The organism is Bartonella sp. MR63HLJHH (assembly GCF_042194155.1).
GTDB classification, from domain to species: Bacteria; Pseudomonadota; Alphaproteobacteria; order Rhizobiales; family Rhizobiaceae; genus Bartonella; species Bartonella grahamii.
In genome coordinates this window covers 169,692-184,836 of the sequence record NZ_JBHIMN010000001.1, presented here as the reverse complement: position 1 = coordinate 184,836, position 15,145 = coordinate 169,692, and the positions used below count along the sequence as shown (strand labels likewise).

The window sequence follows — 15,145 nt, the reverse complement described above, 5'->3', positions numbered from 1 at the left end:
AGCATAAACCATTCGTAAACCGTTTAAAATGACACCTACCCAAAAAGACGGACCACGTTCAAATCAGGATATCCGAGTACCTCATGTTCAGCTTATCAATGATGAGGGACAACATCAGGGGGTTGTTGGGATACAAGAAGCTCTTGCTATGGCTGCAGATGCGGGGCTTGATTTGGTTGAGATTGTACCAAATGCGGAGCCACCCGTATGTAAAATCATCGATTTGGGCAAATTAAAATATCAAACCCAAAAAAAAGCTGCTGAAACACGTAAGAAGCAAAAAGTCATCGAAATCAAAGAGATTAAGATGCGCCCAAATGTTGATGTCCATGATTATGGAGTCAAACTCAAGGCTGTTCATCGCTTTATTGATCATGGTGATAAAGTAAAGATTACTTTGCGTTTTCGTGGTCGTGAGATGGCTCACCAAGATCTTGGATTAAAGCTTCTTCAGCGTGTGAAAGAAGATACAAGTGAAATTGCCAAAATTGAATTGGAGCCAAAGCTTGAAGGCCGGCAAATGATGATGGTGATAGCACCTAAATAGTTTTGCATTAGAATAATATTTGCATGCAACTCATCAAAATAAGCGTATGGCATTATTTAGAAGCACCACATAGAGTTTTTGTGGTGCTTTTAAGGTTTTTATAAATGTGTATAAATCCTTATCGATTTATAAGAAGAATTCGTTATTTTGCATATTAAATGAGAAAGCTCAAACATCGTAAGGTCTTCTTATTTCAAGCTCTCTTATCATGCAATGCGGCAAAATTGTTTGCTTACACATCACAAACGGAGATGATACATAAAAATTATTAAAAAAGCAGAAATGTTTTTTGTGAGCTATTTCAAGTGCCAAAGGCTATCACAATATGGAAATTGGTAAATACAATGGTGAAACTCGCCGTTACCTTTTATTGAAAATTAAAAATAATGATGAACAACGAATTTTCATTATACCTTTTACAGAAACTTTGCACTACATTTTTCACTCTCGCCGTCGTGAAATTGATGTGATGAACCTTGAAAGAAAAGGCTATTTTTGTAAAAAAGATTAAGGGGCTTTTTAATTAAGAATGTTTCAATCTTGCATAAAATAATGAGAGAATATGGAAGCACTTCATGGCTAAAAAACAAATTTCCTCTTTTGATAAACATCTTATTATCCGCCTTTTGCGAGAAAATTTTCGTAAACATATGCGTTGGTACAGTGCGGCTATTTTCTCAATGATCATCATTTCTTGTACCACAGCAACCAGTGCATGGATTATGCGTGATGTTGTTAATCAGATTATTGATGCACAAAATTTTCCTATAATTGTTTTGATTTCTAGCTTCATTGCTTTTATCTTTATTCTCAAAGGAGTTGCAACTTTTTCCCAAACTTACTTTCTAAACAAAGCAGGCAATAGTATCATTGCTGAACAACAGCGTAAAATTTTTGCACGACTTATGGAACAAGGAGTCTCTTTTTATCATAATAACACTTCATCTGATCTTCTTGTTCGTGTAACTCATAATGCGACAGCTGTACGTAATATAATTGATACTATTATCACAACTTTTGTACGTGATTTGCTTTCCGTTAGTGGTCTGTTGCTTGTCATGTTCATTCAAAACTTTGTGTTAATCTCCATTACTTTAATCGTAGGACCACTAGCTTTTTTAGGCGTTCGAATGGCTTTAAAACGCGTTCGCCGCCTGATGGAAAAAGAGCTCCTTTCACTTGGTGAAATTATCAAAATCGTACAGGAAACGGCTGTTGGTATTCGAATCATAAAGGCCTTTTCACTAGAAGAAGTCATGAAAAAACGAATGGACAAAGCCATTTGTGATGTTGAAAAACAAACAAACAATATTGCAACACTCGAAGCTATTACCAGTCCGATTATGGAAACACTCACGGGTGTTGCCATTGCAGGTATTATTTGTTTTTCCGGTTATCTTGCAACCCAACGCGCAGGTGTTCAAGGTGAATTTATGTCCTTTATTGTTGCTTTACTTTTAGCGTATGAACCCGCAAAAAGGCTAGCAAATGTACGTGTCAAAATTGAATCTGGCTTGGTCAATATCCGTACGATGTTTGAAATACTCGATTGTCCCCTTACAGTTATAGAACATAAAGAAGCTAAAGATCTGAGTAAAACGCAAGGAACTATTCGTTTCGAACATGTTTCTTTTGCATACACTAATAACAAAATGATATTGAAAGATATCAACCTAGAAATAGAAGCCGGAAAAATGACAGCATTGGTGGGACCATCCGGTTCGGGAAAGTCAACCCTTATCAACCTTATTATGCGCCTCTATGACCCCACAAAAGGACGCATATTGATTAATGATCAAGATATTCGCTACACAACATTTCGCTCTCTGAGAAACCTGATGGCCTATGTAGGACAGGATACTTTTCTCTTTCAAGGAACTGTTAAATATAATATCGGGCTTGGAAAAGAAGGGGCTAGTGATGACGAAATTATCGAAGCAGCAAAAGCAGCAAATGCTCATGACTTTATTATGAGTTTGCCAAATGGTTATGATACACAGATAGGTGATAATGGCTGTAACCTTTCAGGGGGGCAAAAACAACGACTCGCTATCGCTAGAGCAATGATTCACGATAGCGAAATTCTGATTCTTGATGAAGCAACGAGTGCGCTTGATTCACACACCGAAGCACAAATTAATGAAGCCATTCACCACCTTACCAAAGGACGCACAACGATCATTATTGCTCATCGCCTTTCAACGATTGCTCGTGCTCATAAAATTGTAGTCATACAAAATGGACAACTGATTGAACAAGGTACTCAGAAAGAATTGCTAGCAAAAGAACATGGGTTTTATAAAAAACTTCATAATATCCAGTTCAAAAACATACCTCTTAATTTCTAGATTCTTAAATAAGATTTGAAATAAAAATGGATAGAAGGTAATGCTCCATTTATAAAAAAGTCTTGTTACCAAGCAAAAGTATTACTTCAATCAAGAATTGGCAAAGAATTTATGGTTTATTGAAAATAAACTTCTTGGATTTAGATGAAAACTTTACTCGCCATTTTGTTGAATGCAATTGACTTTAACAATGAAACTTCAAAAACCCCTTCCCTTCCTCAAATAAGTGTTGAAACATTCATAAATATTGCCAATCCTAAAAGAGAGAGCCTCAAGGTTTGAAAAAATTGCCGCGGATTATGATGATGAATCTGGATTAATACAACCTTTATCCGTGTTTATCCCTGCACTGACAATTTTTCTCCACACATCTTAAAGGACAAAGATTCTACCCAATCGGATCTGTAAACAATCCAGATTTTTATTGAGTTCGTTCCACTTGATAATAACTTATGTGATTCACTTATACAAGGCTTACCCTAAATATTCACCACGTGCTTTCAAAATACTTTGTCAAAAAAGCTTACATGCCTTATATTACCGTACCTCAAATGTCGATCTTTTATGGTACAACAGGATAGGCTGACAATTATGATTATGCTGCAAATTATAGATACACTCAGCATAAAAGAAAAACATTGAAAAAATAAGAGAAGATTTATTATAAAACTTTTTTACTGTTGTAGCTTGCTTTAAAGCAAGCTTTGCTGTTTTTTCTACATCCGAAACTAAAGTGATATTCCTCCAATACCTTAACTTCTTGAAGAGTTTATAAATGCACAACGTTAGTGCTTATATAAGGCTATGATTTCAACATGCAAAAAAACAGATGAAAAGTAAAATGACATTCCTCTTTCTTTTAACCGCCTAAATAGAAAAATATGACATATAACTCTGATAAACATTTTTACAAAAAATATCTTTTGACCTGCATTTTAATACTTTGATTTATAATCATAATTTATTACTTTACATCTTAAATAAAAGATAAGATGTAATTTACTTATTGCAAATTTTCTTTATATTTATGATGAATTAATCAAAAGCACTTGTTGTACGTCATAAGAGATATTGGTGTATGCATAAAAACTCTTAAGATAAGCAATAAAAATACCTCTACATTTTCAAGTGAAAAGATTGTCGGCAACATGAGAAGCTGGAAAATAGAATGATAATGCCGGCTTATATCTTTAATAAATACTTATACCTTTATTGACAATGGTAGTATGGATTTTATACCATTCATAAGGGGTACTTTATATCATTTCACAAGCAATCTTATGAAATAGGCTCAAGCGCACACTGAGAAATGTTTCTTTAAAACAAGCACATGAATTTGCAACACAATAGTGTTATATTTTGGAGTGTTCTGTTTGGGGAGCTGTTCGTTATAAGAAAAGTGATCTCATTCAAAAACACAATAAACAAAAATCGAATATTTCAGATATATTTCTTCACGCCTCAAAAAATCTTCTTCTTTTATAGGACTTTTAGCCTATGTCTTCTTCCTAAGATTTAGAAATGAGAGACAAAAAACGAAGAATTTGTTTTTTAAATTCAATCTTTAATAATCTCTTTCATAAAAGAGACCAATACTAGAATTTTGTTCATTTCCTATGGCACCTTTAGCTTTGAGATGACGCGAAATATCTAAATTAATTGTCCCTTTCGTCGTTCCATCGGACCCTGCTTCAAAGCCCAAATAAATATTATTGTGTATGTAGCGTCCAATACGTAAGCCTGTATTACCTTTCTCATTAACGATAACATCAAGATCATCAAGCCCAATTTTAGTTCGTAAAGTATTCAACAAAGATGTATTAGCAGCACCTGCAAGATCAGCCGCTGCTGCTGCAAGTTGAGCAATCTGAAATGGTGATAATTCATTAAGAGAGCGATTAAAAATCAAACGCGCCAAAATCTCATCCTGAGGCAAGTTCGGTTGTGAAGAAAAATTAATATCAAGATTATCAATCGTCCCACTTACAGTTACAGTGACTTGAATATCACCACTGTTATTGTTGGTTACAAAATAAACCGTAGGATTAAGATTACCGCTAAAACTCGCTTGTCCTTGATCAAAATTAAGACGTTGCGAAAGAATATCAAAACGTCCACGAATCATTCTAAATTCACCAACTGGATGCACATCATTCAATGGACCTGCTAGATTAATGAGTCCTCCCAGTTCAGCATCTAACCCTTTTCCGCGTACAAAAAATTGATTGCGTGCTGTAATACGCATATTTGATAGCACAACAGATGAAGATTCTTGTGTAACAATCCGGCTTTTGCTTTTGTTCGTGTTCTTAACATCAGCACGTTCAAGTGTTGTTTGAATCGATTTAGTTAAATTCTTATTTCTGATATCAAGAAACTTAGCACTTTTAAAATGATCAGGAACAAAAACTTCAGCTTTTTCAACGATGATATCACCACCAAGAACAAGATCATTTAAAAAATGACCTGTCATTGTCATCTCACCTGATAATGTTGCCAGAATCATAGAACCATCATTATAATTGGCATTATCAAGATGAAATATCAAATCTGTCTCTAGATCATTAGAGATACGACCTGAAGCAGAAATTCTCCCCCCCTCAAACGAAGAAGCTGAAGCTTTCTCTATAAGGATATGATCACCGTTCAATTTGCCTTCAAGCGTTATATTATTCAACCCTACATTTGTTTGTGAATCAAAAAAGCTACCGTCGCCTATAGAAATATTTCCTATCAATTGTGGCTTTGATAACGCCCCATTAAGAGTTGTATCAATTCTTGCTGTACCCGTTATATGTGCACCACGCTTAGCTAATAAGAGATTAACAAAATCAAGAGGCATTATCCCTTTAACGTTTAATTTTGCCTCTGAACCATTAAGAGATACAGGCCCATGGATGGAAAGATCTAATCCTTTATCTCCTGTAGCTATCATATTTTCAATATGAAAAGTCGATTTTTTATAAGAACCACGAGCATTTATATTGATTGACATCGGTCCTTTATGCGTCATAGCGGTTAAATTTTGACTAGAAAGCTCAAAATGAGCAGATGGATCCTTCATTGTTCCATCAATATCAACTTTGCCTATCATTGTCCCATCAAGCGCTTGTCCTGCAATAAAACCATTTGCCAAACGTGCAGATAAATTTTGCAAATTAATATGAAGATCAAGCTTATTTTTCTCTAGAGATACACGCCCCTGAGCTTGTGCTTGTACTCCTTCTCCTGTTAAATTTGCATTCAAAGTAAGATTTTGATCTAAGGTTTTCCCCGTAGCAGAAAAAGAAAAAGGCATAATTTTTTTATCTTGAAAAGCAACGGTTGTCAGTCCCTCACCTTTTATATCGTAAGTTATATCAGGTTTTGTTAAATGACCACGAATCATAACCTGCCCTGTTACACTCCCTGCTGCTCCAAGATCGGCTTTCCACAGATTAACTAAAGTAGCAGGAAGCGCATTCATTGTAAGTTGCAAATTCAGGGTATCTTGAATATTCCCTGCTAAGATGATGTTGCCTCCATTTATTGCAATTCCTAATTCATTGATTGCCATTCCATCTTTATCAAAAGCAATTATGGATGGTTTCAGCAATTTTGCATGAAAAGTGTGTTGTTTTAGATCCACAGTTTCAATTTGCACTTCTCGTTTTATACTTTCTGGAAGTTCCTCAACCATTAAACGACCAGAAAGCTGTGCATTGAGAGTATCATGCAACATCGCTTGGACAGTAAAAACCGTTTGTCCATTATTTCTATCAGCGTGAGCATTTAAACGATTGACCATTATCAAAGGTGTTTGAATATGTTCTGCATTGATAACTCCTTCAAACTGTGTCATGCCAAAAGGATCGAATATATCAGCATCTATTGCCAATTTTTTTATTTTATTCTTGGAAAAATTCAAATGGTTAATATGCGCCTTCACATTGGTTTTTTGTCTGCCATTTTGTTCATCAAAAATAAAATCTCCTTTTACTTCTCCACTACCATCCTGCAAAAATAACGTTGACAGTACGGAAATATCATCGGCATCAATATGCAGCGCTCCTTTCAAAAAACCGCCAAGTTGTTGAGAAAGAGCACCCGTTATTTTTGCACTTCCCCCTCTAATATCGATATTTTCAAGTTTTCGAATTTTATGAGAATCTTTAAAAGAGGCCGATAAATGCAAAGGTTTCTTAGCAAAAATCCCTTCACCTTTTATCACCCCCGTTAAAGCAGTAACTGGTGCTGTATTATCTACAAGTGCATCTATGTTAAATGTTGTATTTTGAAGTTTCTTCCCTACGATTAATGCTTCAGCAATATGGGCACGTGTATTTAGTTTTATATGGCTATTGCGCCCTCTCGCCGTACTTTCAATTGTAAGCGCACCGCTTATCTTTGGATCTAATTTGGACAAATCAGATATTTCAGCAGATAGATCCATTTTAGCGCTTTCATCTGAAAAATAACCATTAGCCTTTATGTTTGTATATTGATTTTTCAAATTAAAATGACGAAAAATGAAACCCTTCGTATTTCGAGTAGCACCACCTGAAAGAGTGATGTTTCCTTTGAATAAACGATCAAAAGACTGCACGCCTATTTTCATATCGTCAGCCATTCCTGATAATTGGAGATCAAAAATGCCACTCAATAAATTGATTGTTCCTTTGGCTTTAATATCTGCACTACCAGAAAGTGATTGTTTACTGAACGCTTCCAAAGGAGTTAATGTCTGAGCTTTTAAACCGAGGTCGCCTTTAAAAACAAAACCCTCCATTGTCCCTTTTAACCAAGAAGAAAAACCCTGAGCCGTAACACTCAAATCATGAATCAAAATTGGTTTATTCGAAACAATATCCGTATCTAAATGCACATGAACCGCTTGGCTTAAATTTTCTACTAACGCTCCCTTAATCTTTTTAACCCCTTGAAGCGTCCCTTTAACCTGAACACCAACATGACGAGAAGCTGAATTATCAAGATTTTCGCTTACTCCTCCCATATCAAAAATTGCATCGCGAATATAAATATTTTTATTGCTTAAATTACCTACAACCAACCGCCCATTCCAAGATTGTTTCCCTTCGCGACCATAGTCAATGTTCAGAGCAAGAGTATTGGCAGGTTTTGGCACTTCTGATACAGGTAAATGAACAGACTCCTGTTCGTTATCAAGAGCCATTTTGCCATCAACAAAAAGCCGCCGCAAAAATCCATCGGCAGTTATTTCAGCATTGGCTATAACATTCATTGCTTTGCTCTGAATAACCATCTGATCAAGGTGTGTCACACCTTCTTTTGTTCTTCTTGCCTTTGCTTTTAATGTTATATCAGATTCGAAGAGGCTACGATATTGAGAAGGTATTAAAGGGCTCAGTATTCCCTTTAGTTTTGTAGAAAAACTGTGTCCTTCTGGAACACTTGCAAAAATAACATTACCATCTAAAATAGAATGATGATCAGACTCTAAAGAAAGTTTGATAACCAAATCATCAAAAGTACCATCACCTTTCACGACGAGATTTAGTGCTGGACGTTGTTCAATGTTAAAAATATTCGCCAAAATACCATTTTGTGGTTCGTTAGCAGAAATATCAATTTGAGCTGTACGATTACTATCAGATATCTTGGTGAGAACAGAAAAAGAACCCGGTGCATCTAAACGATGCGCCGCTATATCGACATCAAAATTACCACTAGCTAAAGTGAAATTGCCTTTTAGGGACATATCAGCAGAAAAACCAAAAAGATTCTGTTCAAATATCACATGTTGAGCTGTAAGCGTATTGATAGAAAGAGCAAGCGGCAATTTTGGTAAAGAGAACTTACCCGTCTCAAGGGAAGAAACAAAAGAAGAATTGCCTTGCGGTTTGCGTAAAAATGTAACCTGTTCTGCCGAAAGCTGGTTAATATCCATCCGCCCTCTCAGCAACGCTAGACGATTCCAATTCATTTTAGCATTGGTAATTTTAAGCCAAACCCCTTTTTTATCACTGACCGTAATAGCATCAATTGATGTTTGAGAAGACAGTGTCCCTTGCATATTGTGTAAACGAACTTGACGATTGGGCGCTGAAAGCTTTCGTTCAATTAAAGAAACAAACCATGAGCGATCATCTGTTTTCATTTCGCTAGAGGGAAGAGTATCTCCTCTTTGCGCAAAAACAAAACCACCCACCCCAAAAAACAAAAATACAAAGAAGAAAGCTGATAAATGTACACCTTTTTTCATTAAAATGCTTGCCCTATACCCACATAAAAACCAATGCGAGGATCACCCTTCTCTCTCTTTAAAGGAAAGGCTAAATCAACGCGTAAAGGACCAAGACCCGTCATATAACGACCTCCTATACCGGCTCCCCATTTAATTTTTTGAGAAAAATCAAAATTCGCCTTTTCCCCTACTAAACCTCCATCAAGAAAACCGACAAACCCTATTTTGTCATTTAAAGAAACACGCAATTCTGCCGATCCCTCAACAACTGCCCGTCCACCAACAACCGCATCATTTTCTGTTTTGATACCAATATTACGGTAAGCATAACCACGAACAGAGCCCCCACCACCAGCAAAAAAAAGCGTATTCGCGGGGATTTGTGCTGTATCATTCCCAAGAATTGTACCAAGCTTTGCCCGCGTAGCAAAAACAAAACGATTCCCTTCATCCAACGCCCAGTAAGAACGACCTTCTGCTGTTACTTTTGCAACAAAGTTGCTAAAACGCATCTCATAAAAAGGCTCAATGAAAACTTCACCATATAAACCTTTTGTTGCATTAAGCTTATTATTACGACTATCGTAAATCAAACCACTAGGGAAACCTATTGTTGTAAAATTACGGCTCCCAAAATAAATATCACGTGAATAACCATTTGAAACTTCTACAGCAGCCTGTCCCGATAGATTACCATTGAAAATATGCGTAATCCCTAATCTTCCTTTGATGGCTTTTGTCGTATAATTTTCTAGAACATCTTGTTGTATTTTTAATTCTGACCTGAGATCTGTATCTGGCGTGAGTACACCAGGCTTTATAAACGTGCCACCGAAAAGATAATCAAAATTTTTAAAATTATACGATTGCTTTTTATTGCCACCAACACCATTTATTTTTGTTTCAATTTTAAGAACCTCTGCATGACCAAAAAGATTGTTATGCATCCAATAAGCTTCAAAACCAGCACCATCTAATGTTGAATAGCTACCGCCTACACCAAAACGACGCGGTTTACGTTCTTGTACAACAAGTGCAAGCGGTAAACTGCCATCTAGATTAGTGGTATCAGCCTCACGTATATTGATAGCACGAAAAACACCAAGGCGCGCAAGACGTTCATTTGCCTTAGCTAACGCATCGGAATCGTATTTCTGACCTAGCTTCAATCCGGTCATCCATGCGATATAAGCTGAATCTACACGTGGTTTCTTACTTATATTACGCACACTTAAAGGACCATAATAAGCCTTTTGTCCAAGATCAACAACAATCCGTCCTTCAACACACAACGTAGCATGATCAGCCACGACCTCACTCTTCATAACTTTAGCTTTGGCATAACCTTGTTGACGCCATCCTTCTACCACCCATTTTTCTGCTTTCAAAATGGTTTCAGATTTAGCAATAGCCCCAACTTTATAGCCTAATTCTTCAATTGTGGGCATTTTATGCGCTTTACGTTTTTCAAACGGAGCTACTTTATCAATATCTGCAATACTAAAAACATATTGTGGACCGGCATTAATTGTAATAACAATATTGGATTGTGCTGGAAGTTGAGTTACCGGACTTAAATCAGCGACTTCTAAGCCATTAATTTTAATACTAATAACACCACCGTAGCGCCCATCAGCATAAAGAGCAGAAAGAATTGCTCGATAATCTGAGCGCGCCTTGGCTAGCAAACCAGAAGAACTGGCGGATGCTTTCTCTTTATCAGCAACAAGAGAAGAAACAGATTTAACTATTTTTATACCTTCTAATGGCGCGCCTGGCGGTGCAACAACATCAACTTTATAAAATCTCTCTGTACTTTTGGCATAATTTGAAGGAGAATTTGTTTTCTTTTGACCAAAAAAAGGTATGCCGAAAAAATCAAATGCAGCAAGTGGCTGTGGAAAAGCAAAAGCGAAACACAAGCCTATAAATACACAGCGCACAGTCCCTGATTTTAACAAAATCCTTGCCTGGTATACCATAAAATCAGACACCTTATAATACACTTTGCATCTACTATACTTTAAATAATATAAAAATAAGAAAGGTAAATATAATTACTTTGCACATTTTACACGTTTTATCACATCAAATAACACTCTGCGATACATAACGTTACCCTCACCTTATATTTTCATAAAATTCTGCACTGTTGTATAACACGAACAGCCTCATTTTTTTCTTAACATATTTATTTAGCTTATTATAAATGTTTTATTGCGTCCCATACTATCATGGTTAAATTTGTACAAATGACTTTCTATGAGAACGCTAAAAAACTGCCTATGTATATAGATCTCTCTATAAAAAAAACCATAGAGATGCTTCTTGATTTTTATGCATAGATATGATTGTCTCTACAAAGTCTAAAGGGGGAAAATAAATAAATGATCGCACGTGTTACAACTGTTGCTTTTCGCGGTCTAGAAGCAGTCCCTGTCGATGTACAGGTTATGATTTCGTCTGGTAAAATAGGAATGGCTATTGTTGGATTAGCTGATAAGGCAGTTGCAGAAAGCCGTGAACGTGTGCAAGCAGCCCTCCACGCTTGTGGACTTTCTATGCCTACTAAACGGATTACGATTAATCTTGCACCAGCTGATTTGCCTAAAGAGGGCTCGCATTATGATTTGCCAATCGCTGTAGGCTTAATGCTTGCTATGGGAATCCTCCCTCCTGAAGTAGCACAAGACTATATCATTTTGGGAGAATTATCACTGGATGGTTCACTTACCGCTGTTAATGGTGTTTTACCAGCTGCCATGACAGCTTTATCACTCGATAAAGGGCTGATTTGTCCCTTCCAATGTGGACCTGAAGCTGCTTGGGCAAATGCAGAAATAAATATTCTTGCCCCAGAGACTCTGCTCACTATAGTCAACCATTTCAAAGGAACCCAAATTCAAAAACGTCCACAACCACGCCAATATACTATCGAAACTGAACTCCCAGATCTTTGCGAAATCAAAGGACAGAAAACAGCCAAACGTGCCTTAGAAGTTTGTGCTGCTGGACGCCATAACCTTTTGTTTGTAGGACCTCCTGGTGCTGGGAAATCTATGTTAGCGCAACGCTTACCTTCCATTTTGCCACCTCTTGATAGCCGTGAGCTTTTAGATGTCTCTCTGATTGCTTCTATTACAGGAGAAACGGTTCATAATACCATTTCACTTCATTGCCCCTTTCGTTCCCCACATCATTCTGCTTCCATGGCCGCAATGATTGGTGGGGGACTTAAAGGACGACCGGGAGAGGTCTCTCTTGCCCATAATGGTGTGTTATTCCTTGATGAATTGCCTGAATTTTCTCCGCAGGTTCTTGATTCTCTTCGTCAACCCTTAGAAAGTGGGGAATCGGTTATCGCCCGCGCTAATCACCATATTAGCTATCCTGCTCGCTTCCAACTCATTGCCGCAATGAATCCTTGCCGTTGTGGTATGGCAGGCGAAAAAGACCATGTTTGCGCTAAAGGAATACGCTGCCAAATCGATTATCAGTCCCGTATTTCTGGTCCTCTGCTTGACCGAATTGATTTACGGATTGATGTCCCAGCTTTGACAGCTACGGACCTTATGCAACCAGAACAATCAGAAAAAAGCTGCGATGTTGCCAAACGCGTCGCACGATGCCGTACCATTCAAGCTAAACGTTTTGCAACAATGGGGTTTGATCATATTCGCACCAATGGCGATTGCCCTGCCAAAATTATAGAACAGATTGCCATTCCTGATAAAAGTGCGACCATACTCTTACGAGATGTGAGTGAAAAAATGCACCTCTCTGCACGCGCTTATCATCGCATTCTCAAAGTTGCACGCACAATTGCTGATCTTGACGGATCAGATAATCTTTCACGCTATCATCTCGCAGAAGCTATTTCCTATCGACTAGGCGCAGAAAGATTAACAGCCCTTAACTAAAAAACTATTCATCAATAAAAACTTATTGGAAAATAACGCAAATAAAGTTCTGTAAGTTTACCATCCTCTTCTAGAGATTTCAGCGCATAATTGAGTATATCAACCAATTTTTCATTCTTTTTTGCAACAGCAAGCTGCATTCCTTGTCCTAATAACTGTGGCGCCATATATGCCCCCCCAACAAAATGGCAGCAATCAACAGATTTTTGTTTTTTGAACCATAACGATAAAGCAAATCCATCATCAAAAATAAGGTCAATTTTACGCTCTTGTAATGCTTTATAGAGCTCTTCTCTCTTTTTAAATTCTTGCCATTTTGCTTTAGGAAAATAATGATGAAAGAGCTTTTCGTGAATACTTTTAGACAAAACACCACTGGTTAAATGTACCAATTGATCGCTTATTGGCTCATCGAGATCTAAAAGTCGAGAAGCAACAAATCGCGCTGGAAAGCGCAAATATGACTTTGTAAAAACAAGATCTTGCTGGGTTTTACTTGTTTCTTTTAAACCCGCAATAATGACTTCTGCACCACCATTTTTAACATATTCTACAAGCTCTTTCCAAGGAATTACTTCTACTTCACAAAGCTTCTCTAATTTTAATTTTGAGCAAATAGCGCGCAATAAATCGATATTATAACCTGCAAGATGCCCCGTTTGATCAAGGAAATTAAAAGGAGGAAAATCAAAAGTTGTTACAAAACGCAAACGAAGAATATCCGTCGTATCAGGTTGTACCAAATGTTCATGCGAATCAAAAAAAGAAGGCAACCTTTCAGCTTCTGCGTAAGAGGAAAATAGAACCCCCCCTGCTACAAATAAAATACGAATAAAAATATTGTATGGATTATTGAATAAAAAATACCATAAACGCAATTGAAGATGTTTTATATATATAGATTTTTTTATTTTCAAAATCTCTCCCCCATTTTTAAAGCTAAGATGCAACTCTTCTCGATTATTATCTAATGCTCTTCACCAAAATATCTGGCGTTTAATAAATAAAATTCTTGCTATTTTTAAAAACCATTGAAAATGCCTAAGCTTTTGGTGTTAATTTTCCCAAATGAATATATAAAAAGTAATTTGAGAGAAAGGCGATTTGATTTTTTAAATATAAGAAATAAGCTGTACATACTTTAGTGGCACACTCCATTTTATCAAAATATCAAAACCATTTTCTTGCGTATCACAACCAGAGGGAGTATATAGACACTATTAAAGAAAAGAGTAAAAATACCCTTCAAATGCCGAGGGGTTTCTCAACATTAAGGTTGCGTCAACATTTAAGAGCTGGAAAATAAAATGATGCTGCTGGTTTGCACCTTATTGTCAATATGGGCAAGATAGGGGACATGAATCTTGTAGTATTCACAGGGTATTGTGCGTTATACTATTTAAACATCGTTGTAAAATGAGTTTAGGAACATTGAGAGATGTTTCTTAAAAAAGCGCGTGAATAACAGCGCAATGGGGCTTTGTTTTAAATAAGGGACGTAACCTCCATTACAGGAATGAGAAAAACAAAAGCGTAAGACAATGCGTCATCACCCCCATTCTTTAAAAACATCGCCGTAGACGTTTTTAAAAGTTGTAAAACTGAATAAAAGAACGATAGTGGAAACGTGTTTTTACATTTACGCCTTTATATTTTCCACATTTTAAAGATGCCACAAACCAATATACCCAATATTTTCGCCTCAATCTAATATATAAAAATTTGAGCTGCTTAGAGAGCTCGTAACCTTTGTTTTAAATATACGGCAGCATTAGAATTGAAAATTGATTTATGGATAAAACAAGTAAGACCTTTGTTAGTCTAACACAAAAATGTATAACTAATTTTGAAACATTACGCATATGCAAAAATAAACAAAATAAATAGCATCATTATTGTAAAGCTTAATTGACCTCATTCCCACACCTCAAAGGAAAAGGATTCCTACTAGCGTTGACGTCTAGACAGTCCTGCTTCTCTCGACTAATTCTTTGGGGCTATCCACTCATGCAATTTACTTAACTAAAGGTTATACAAATAAACCCTGCTCCGAATATTCACCACACACTTTAAAAATACTTAATGTATCAAGGTAGTGCTTACTTTCCTTATATCACCATATCAC

General features: G+C 36.6%; 7 protein-coding genes. 4 read left to right on the top strand and 3 right to left on the bottom strand.

The window, feature by feature from the left end; all coding sequences use genetic code 11:
* Positions 1-28: 28 nt before the first annotated feature.
* From infC to ACFIKQ_RS00710, 3 genes are all read left to right on the top strand, one after another.
* A complete protein-coding gene (gene infC / locus ACFIKQ_RS00720; protein WP_375644372.1) occupies positions 29-547 on the top strand; it encodes a translation initiation factor IF-3 in 519 nt (172 codons plus the stop codon).
* A 325-nt stretch (positions 548-872) separates the two neighbouring features.
* Positions 873-1,058 (top strand): hypothetical protein, encoded by a 186-nt coding sequence (locus tag ACFIKQ_RS00715; RefSeq protein ID WP_375646954.1) that lies wholly within the window; start codon positions 873-875, stop codon positions 1,056-1,058.
* A 64-nt stretch (positions 1,059-1,122) separates the two neighbouring features.
* Positions 1,123-2,895, top strand: a complete 1,773-nt coding sequence (locus ACFIKQ_RS00710; RefSeq protein WP_375655584.1) for an ABC transporter ATP-binding protein — start codon at positions 1,123-1,125, stop codon at positions 2,893-2,895.
* Positions 2,896-4,459: 1,564 nt separating this feature from the next.
* On the opposite strand, the gene ACFIKQ_RS00705 is transcribed toward ACFIKQ_RS00710, so the two are convergent.
* Together ACFIKQ_RS00705 and ACFIKQ_RS00700 are read right to left on the bottom strand one after the other, a co-directional pair.
* Positions 4,460-9,118, bottom strand: coding sequence for a translocation/assembly module TamB domain-containing protein (locus ACFIKQ_RS00705; protein WP_375655582.1), 4,659 nt, complete (start codon positions 9,116-9,118; stop codon positions 4,460-4,462).
* Positions 9,118-11,082, bottom strand: coding sequence for an autotransporter assembly complex family protein (locus ACFIKQ_RS00700; protein WP_375655580.1), 1,965 nt, complete (start codon positions 11,080-11,082; stop codon positions 9,118-9,120). Before ACFIKQ_RS00700 ends, ACFIKQ_RS00705 begins: the two co-directional genes overlap by 1 nt.
* 405 nt (positions 11,083-11,487) lie before the next feature.
* On the opposite strand from ACFIKQ_RS00700, the gene ACFIKQ_RS00695 reads away from it, so the two are divergent.
* Positions 11,488-13,020, top strand: coding sequence for a YifB family Mg chelatase-like AAA ATPase (locus tag ACFIKQ_RS00695; protein WP_375655578.1), 1,533 nt, complete (start codon positions 11,488-11,490; stop codon positions 13,018-13,020).
* Between the two features lie 11 nt (positions 13,021-13,031).
* On the opposite strand, the gene ACFIKQ_RS00690 is transcribed toward ACFIKQ_RS00695, so the two are convergent.
* Positions 13,032-13,937, bottom strand: a complete 906-nt coding sequence (locus tag ACFIKQ_RS00690; RefSeq protein WP_375644369.1) for a transporter substrate-binding domain-containing protein — start codon at positions 13,935-13,937, stop codon at positions 13,032-13,034.
* Positions 13,938-15,145: the final 1,208 nt, after the last annotated feature.

What these genes read in the sequence shown, in the direction of transcription:
- infC (WP_375644372.1), top strand. Translation starts at nt 29, where the DNA reads ATGACACCTACCCAAAAAGACGGACCACGTTCAAATCAGGATATCCGA.
- ACFIKQ_RS00715 (WP_375646954.1), top strand. Translation starts at nt 873, where the DNA reads ATGGAAATTGGTAAATACAATGGTGAAACTCGCCGTTACCTTTTATTG.
- ACFIKQ_RS00710 (WP_375655584.1), top strand. Translation starts at nt 1,123, where the DNA reads ATGGCTAAAAAACAAATTTCCTCTTTTGATAAACATCTTATTATCCGC.
- ACFIKQ_RS00705 (WP_375655582.1), bottom strand. Translation starts at nt 9,118, where the DNA reads ATGAAAAAAGGTGTACATTTATCAGCTTTCTTCTTTGTATTTTTGTTT.
- ACFIKQ_RS00700 (WP_375655580.1), bottom strand. Translation starts at nt 11,082, where the DNA reads ATGGTATACCAGGCAAGGATTTTGTTAAAATCAGGGACTGTGCGCTGT.
- ACFIKQ_RS00695 (WP_375655578.1), top strand. Translation starts at nt 11,488, where the DNA reads ATGATCGCACGTGTTACAACTGTTGCTTTTCGCGGTCTAGAAGCAGTC.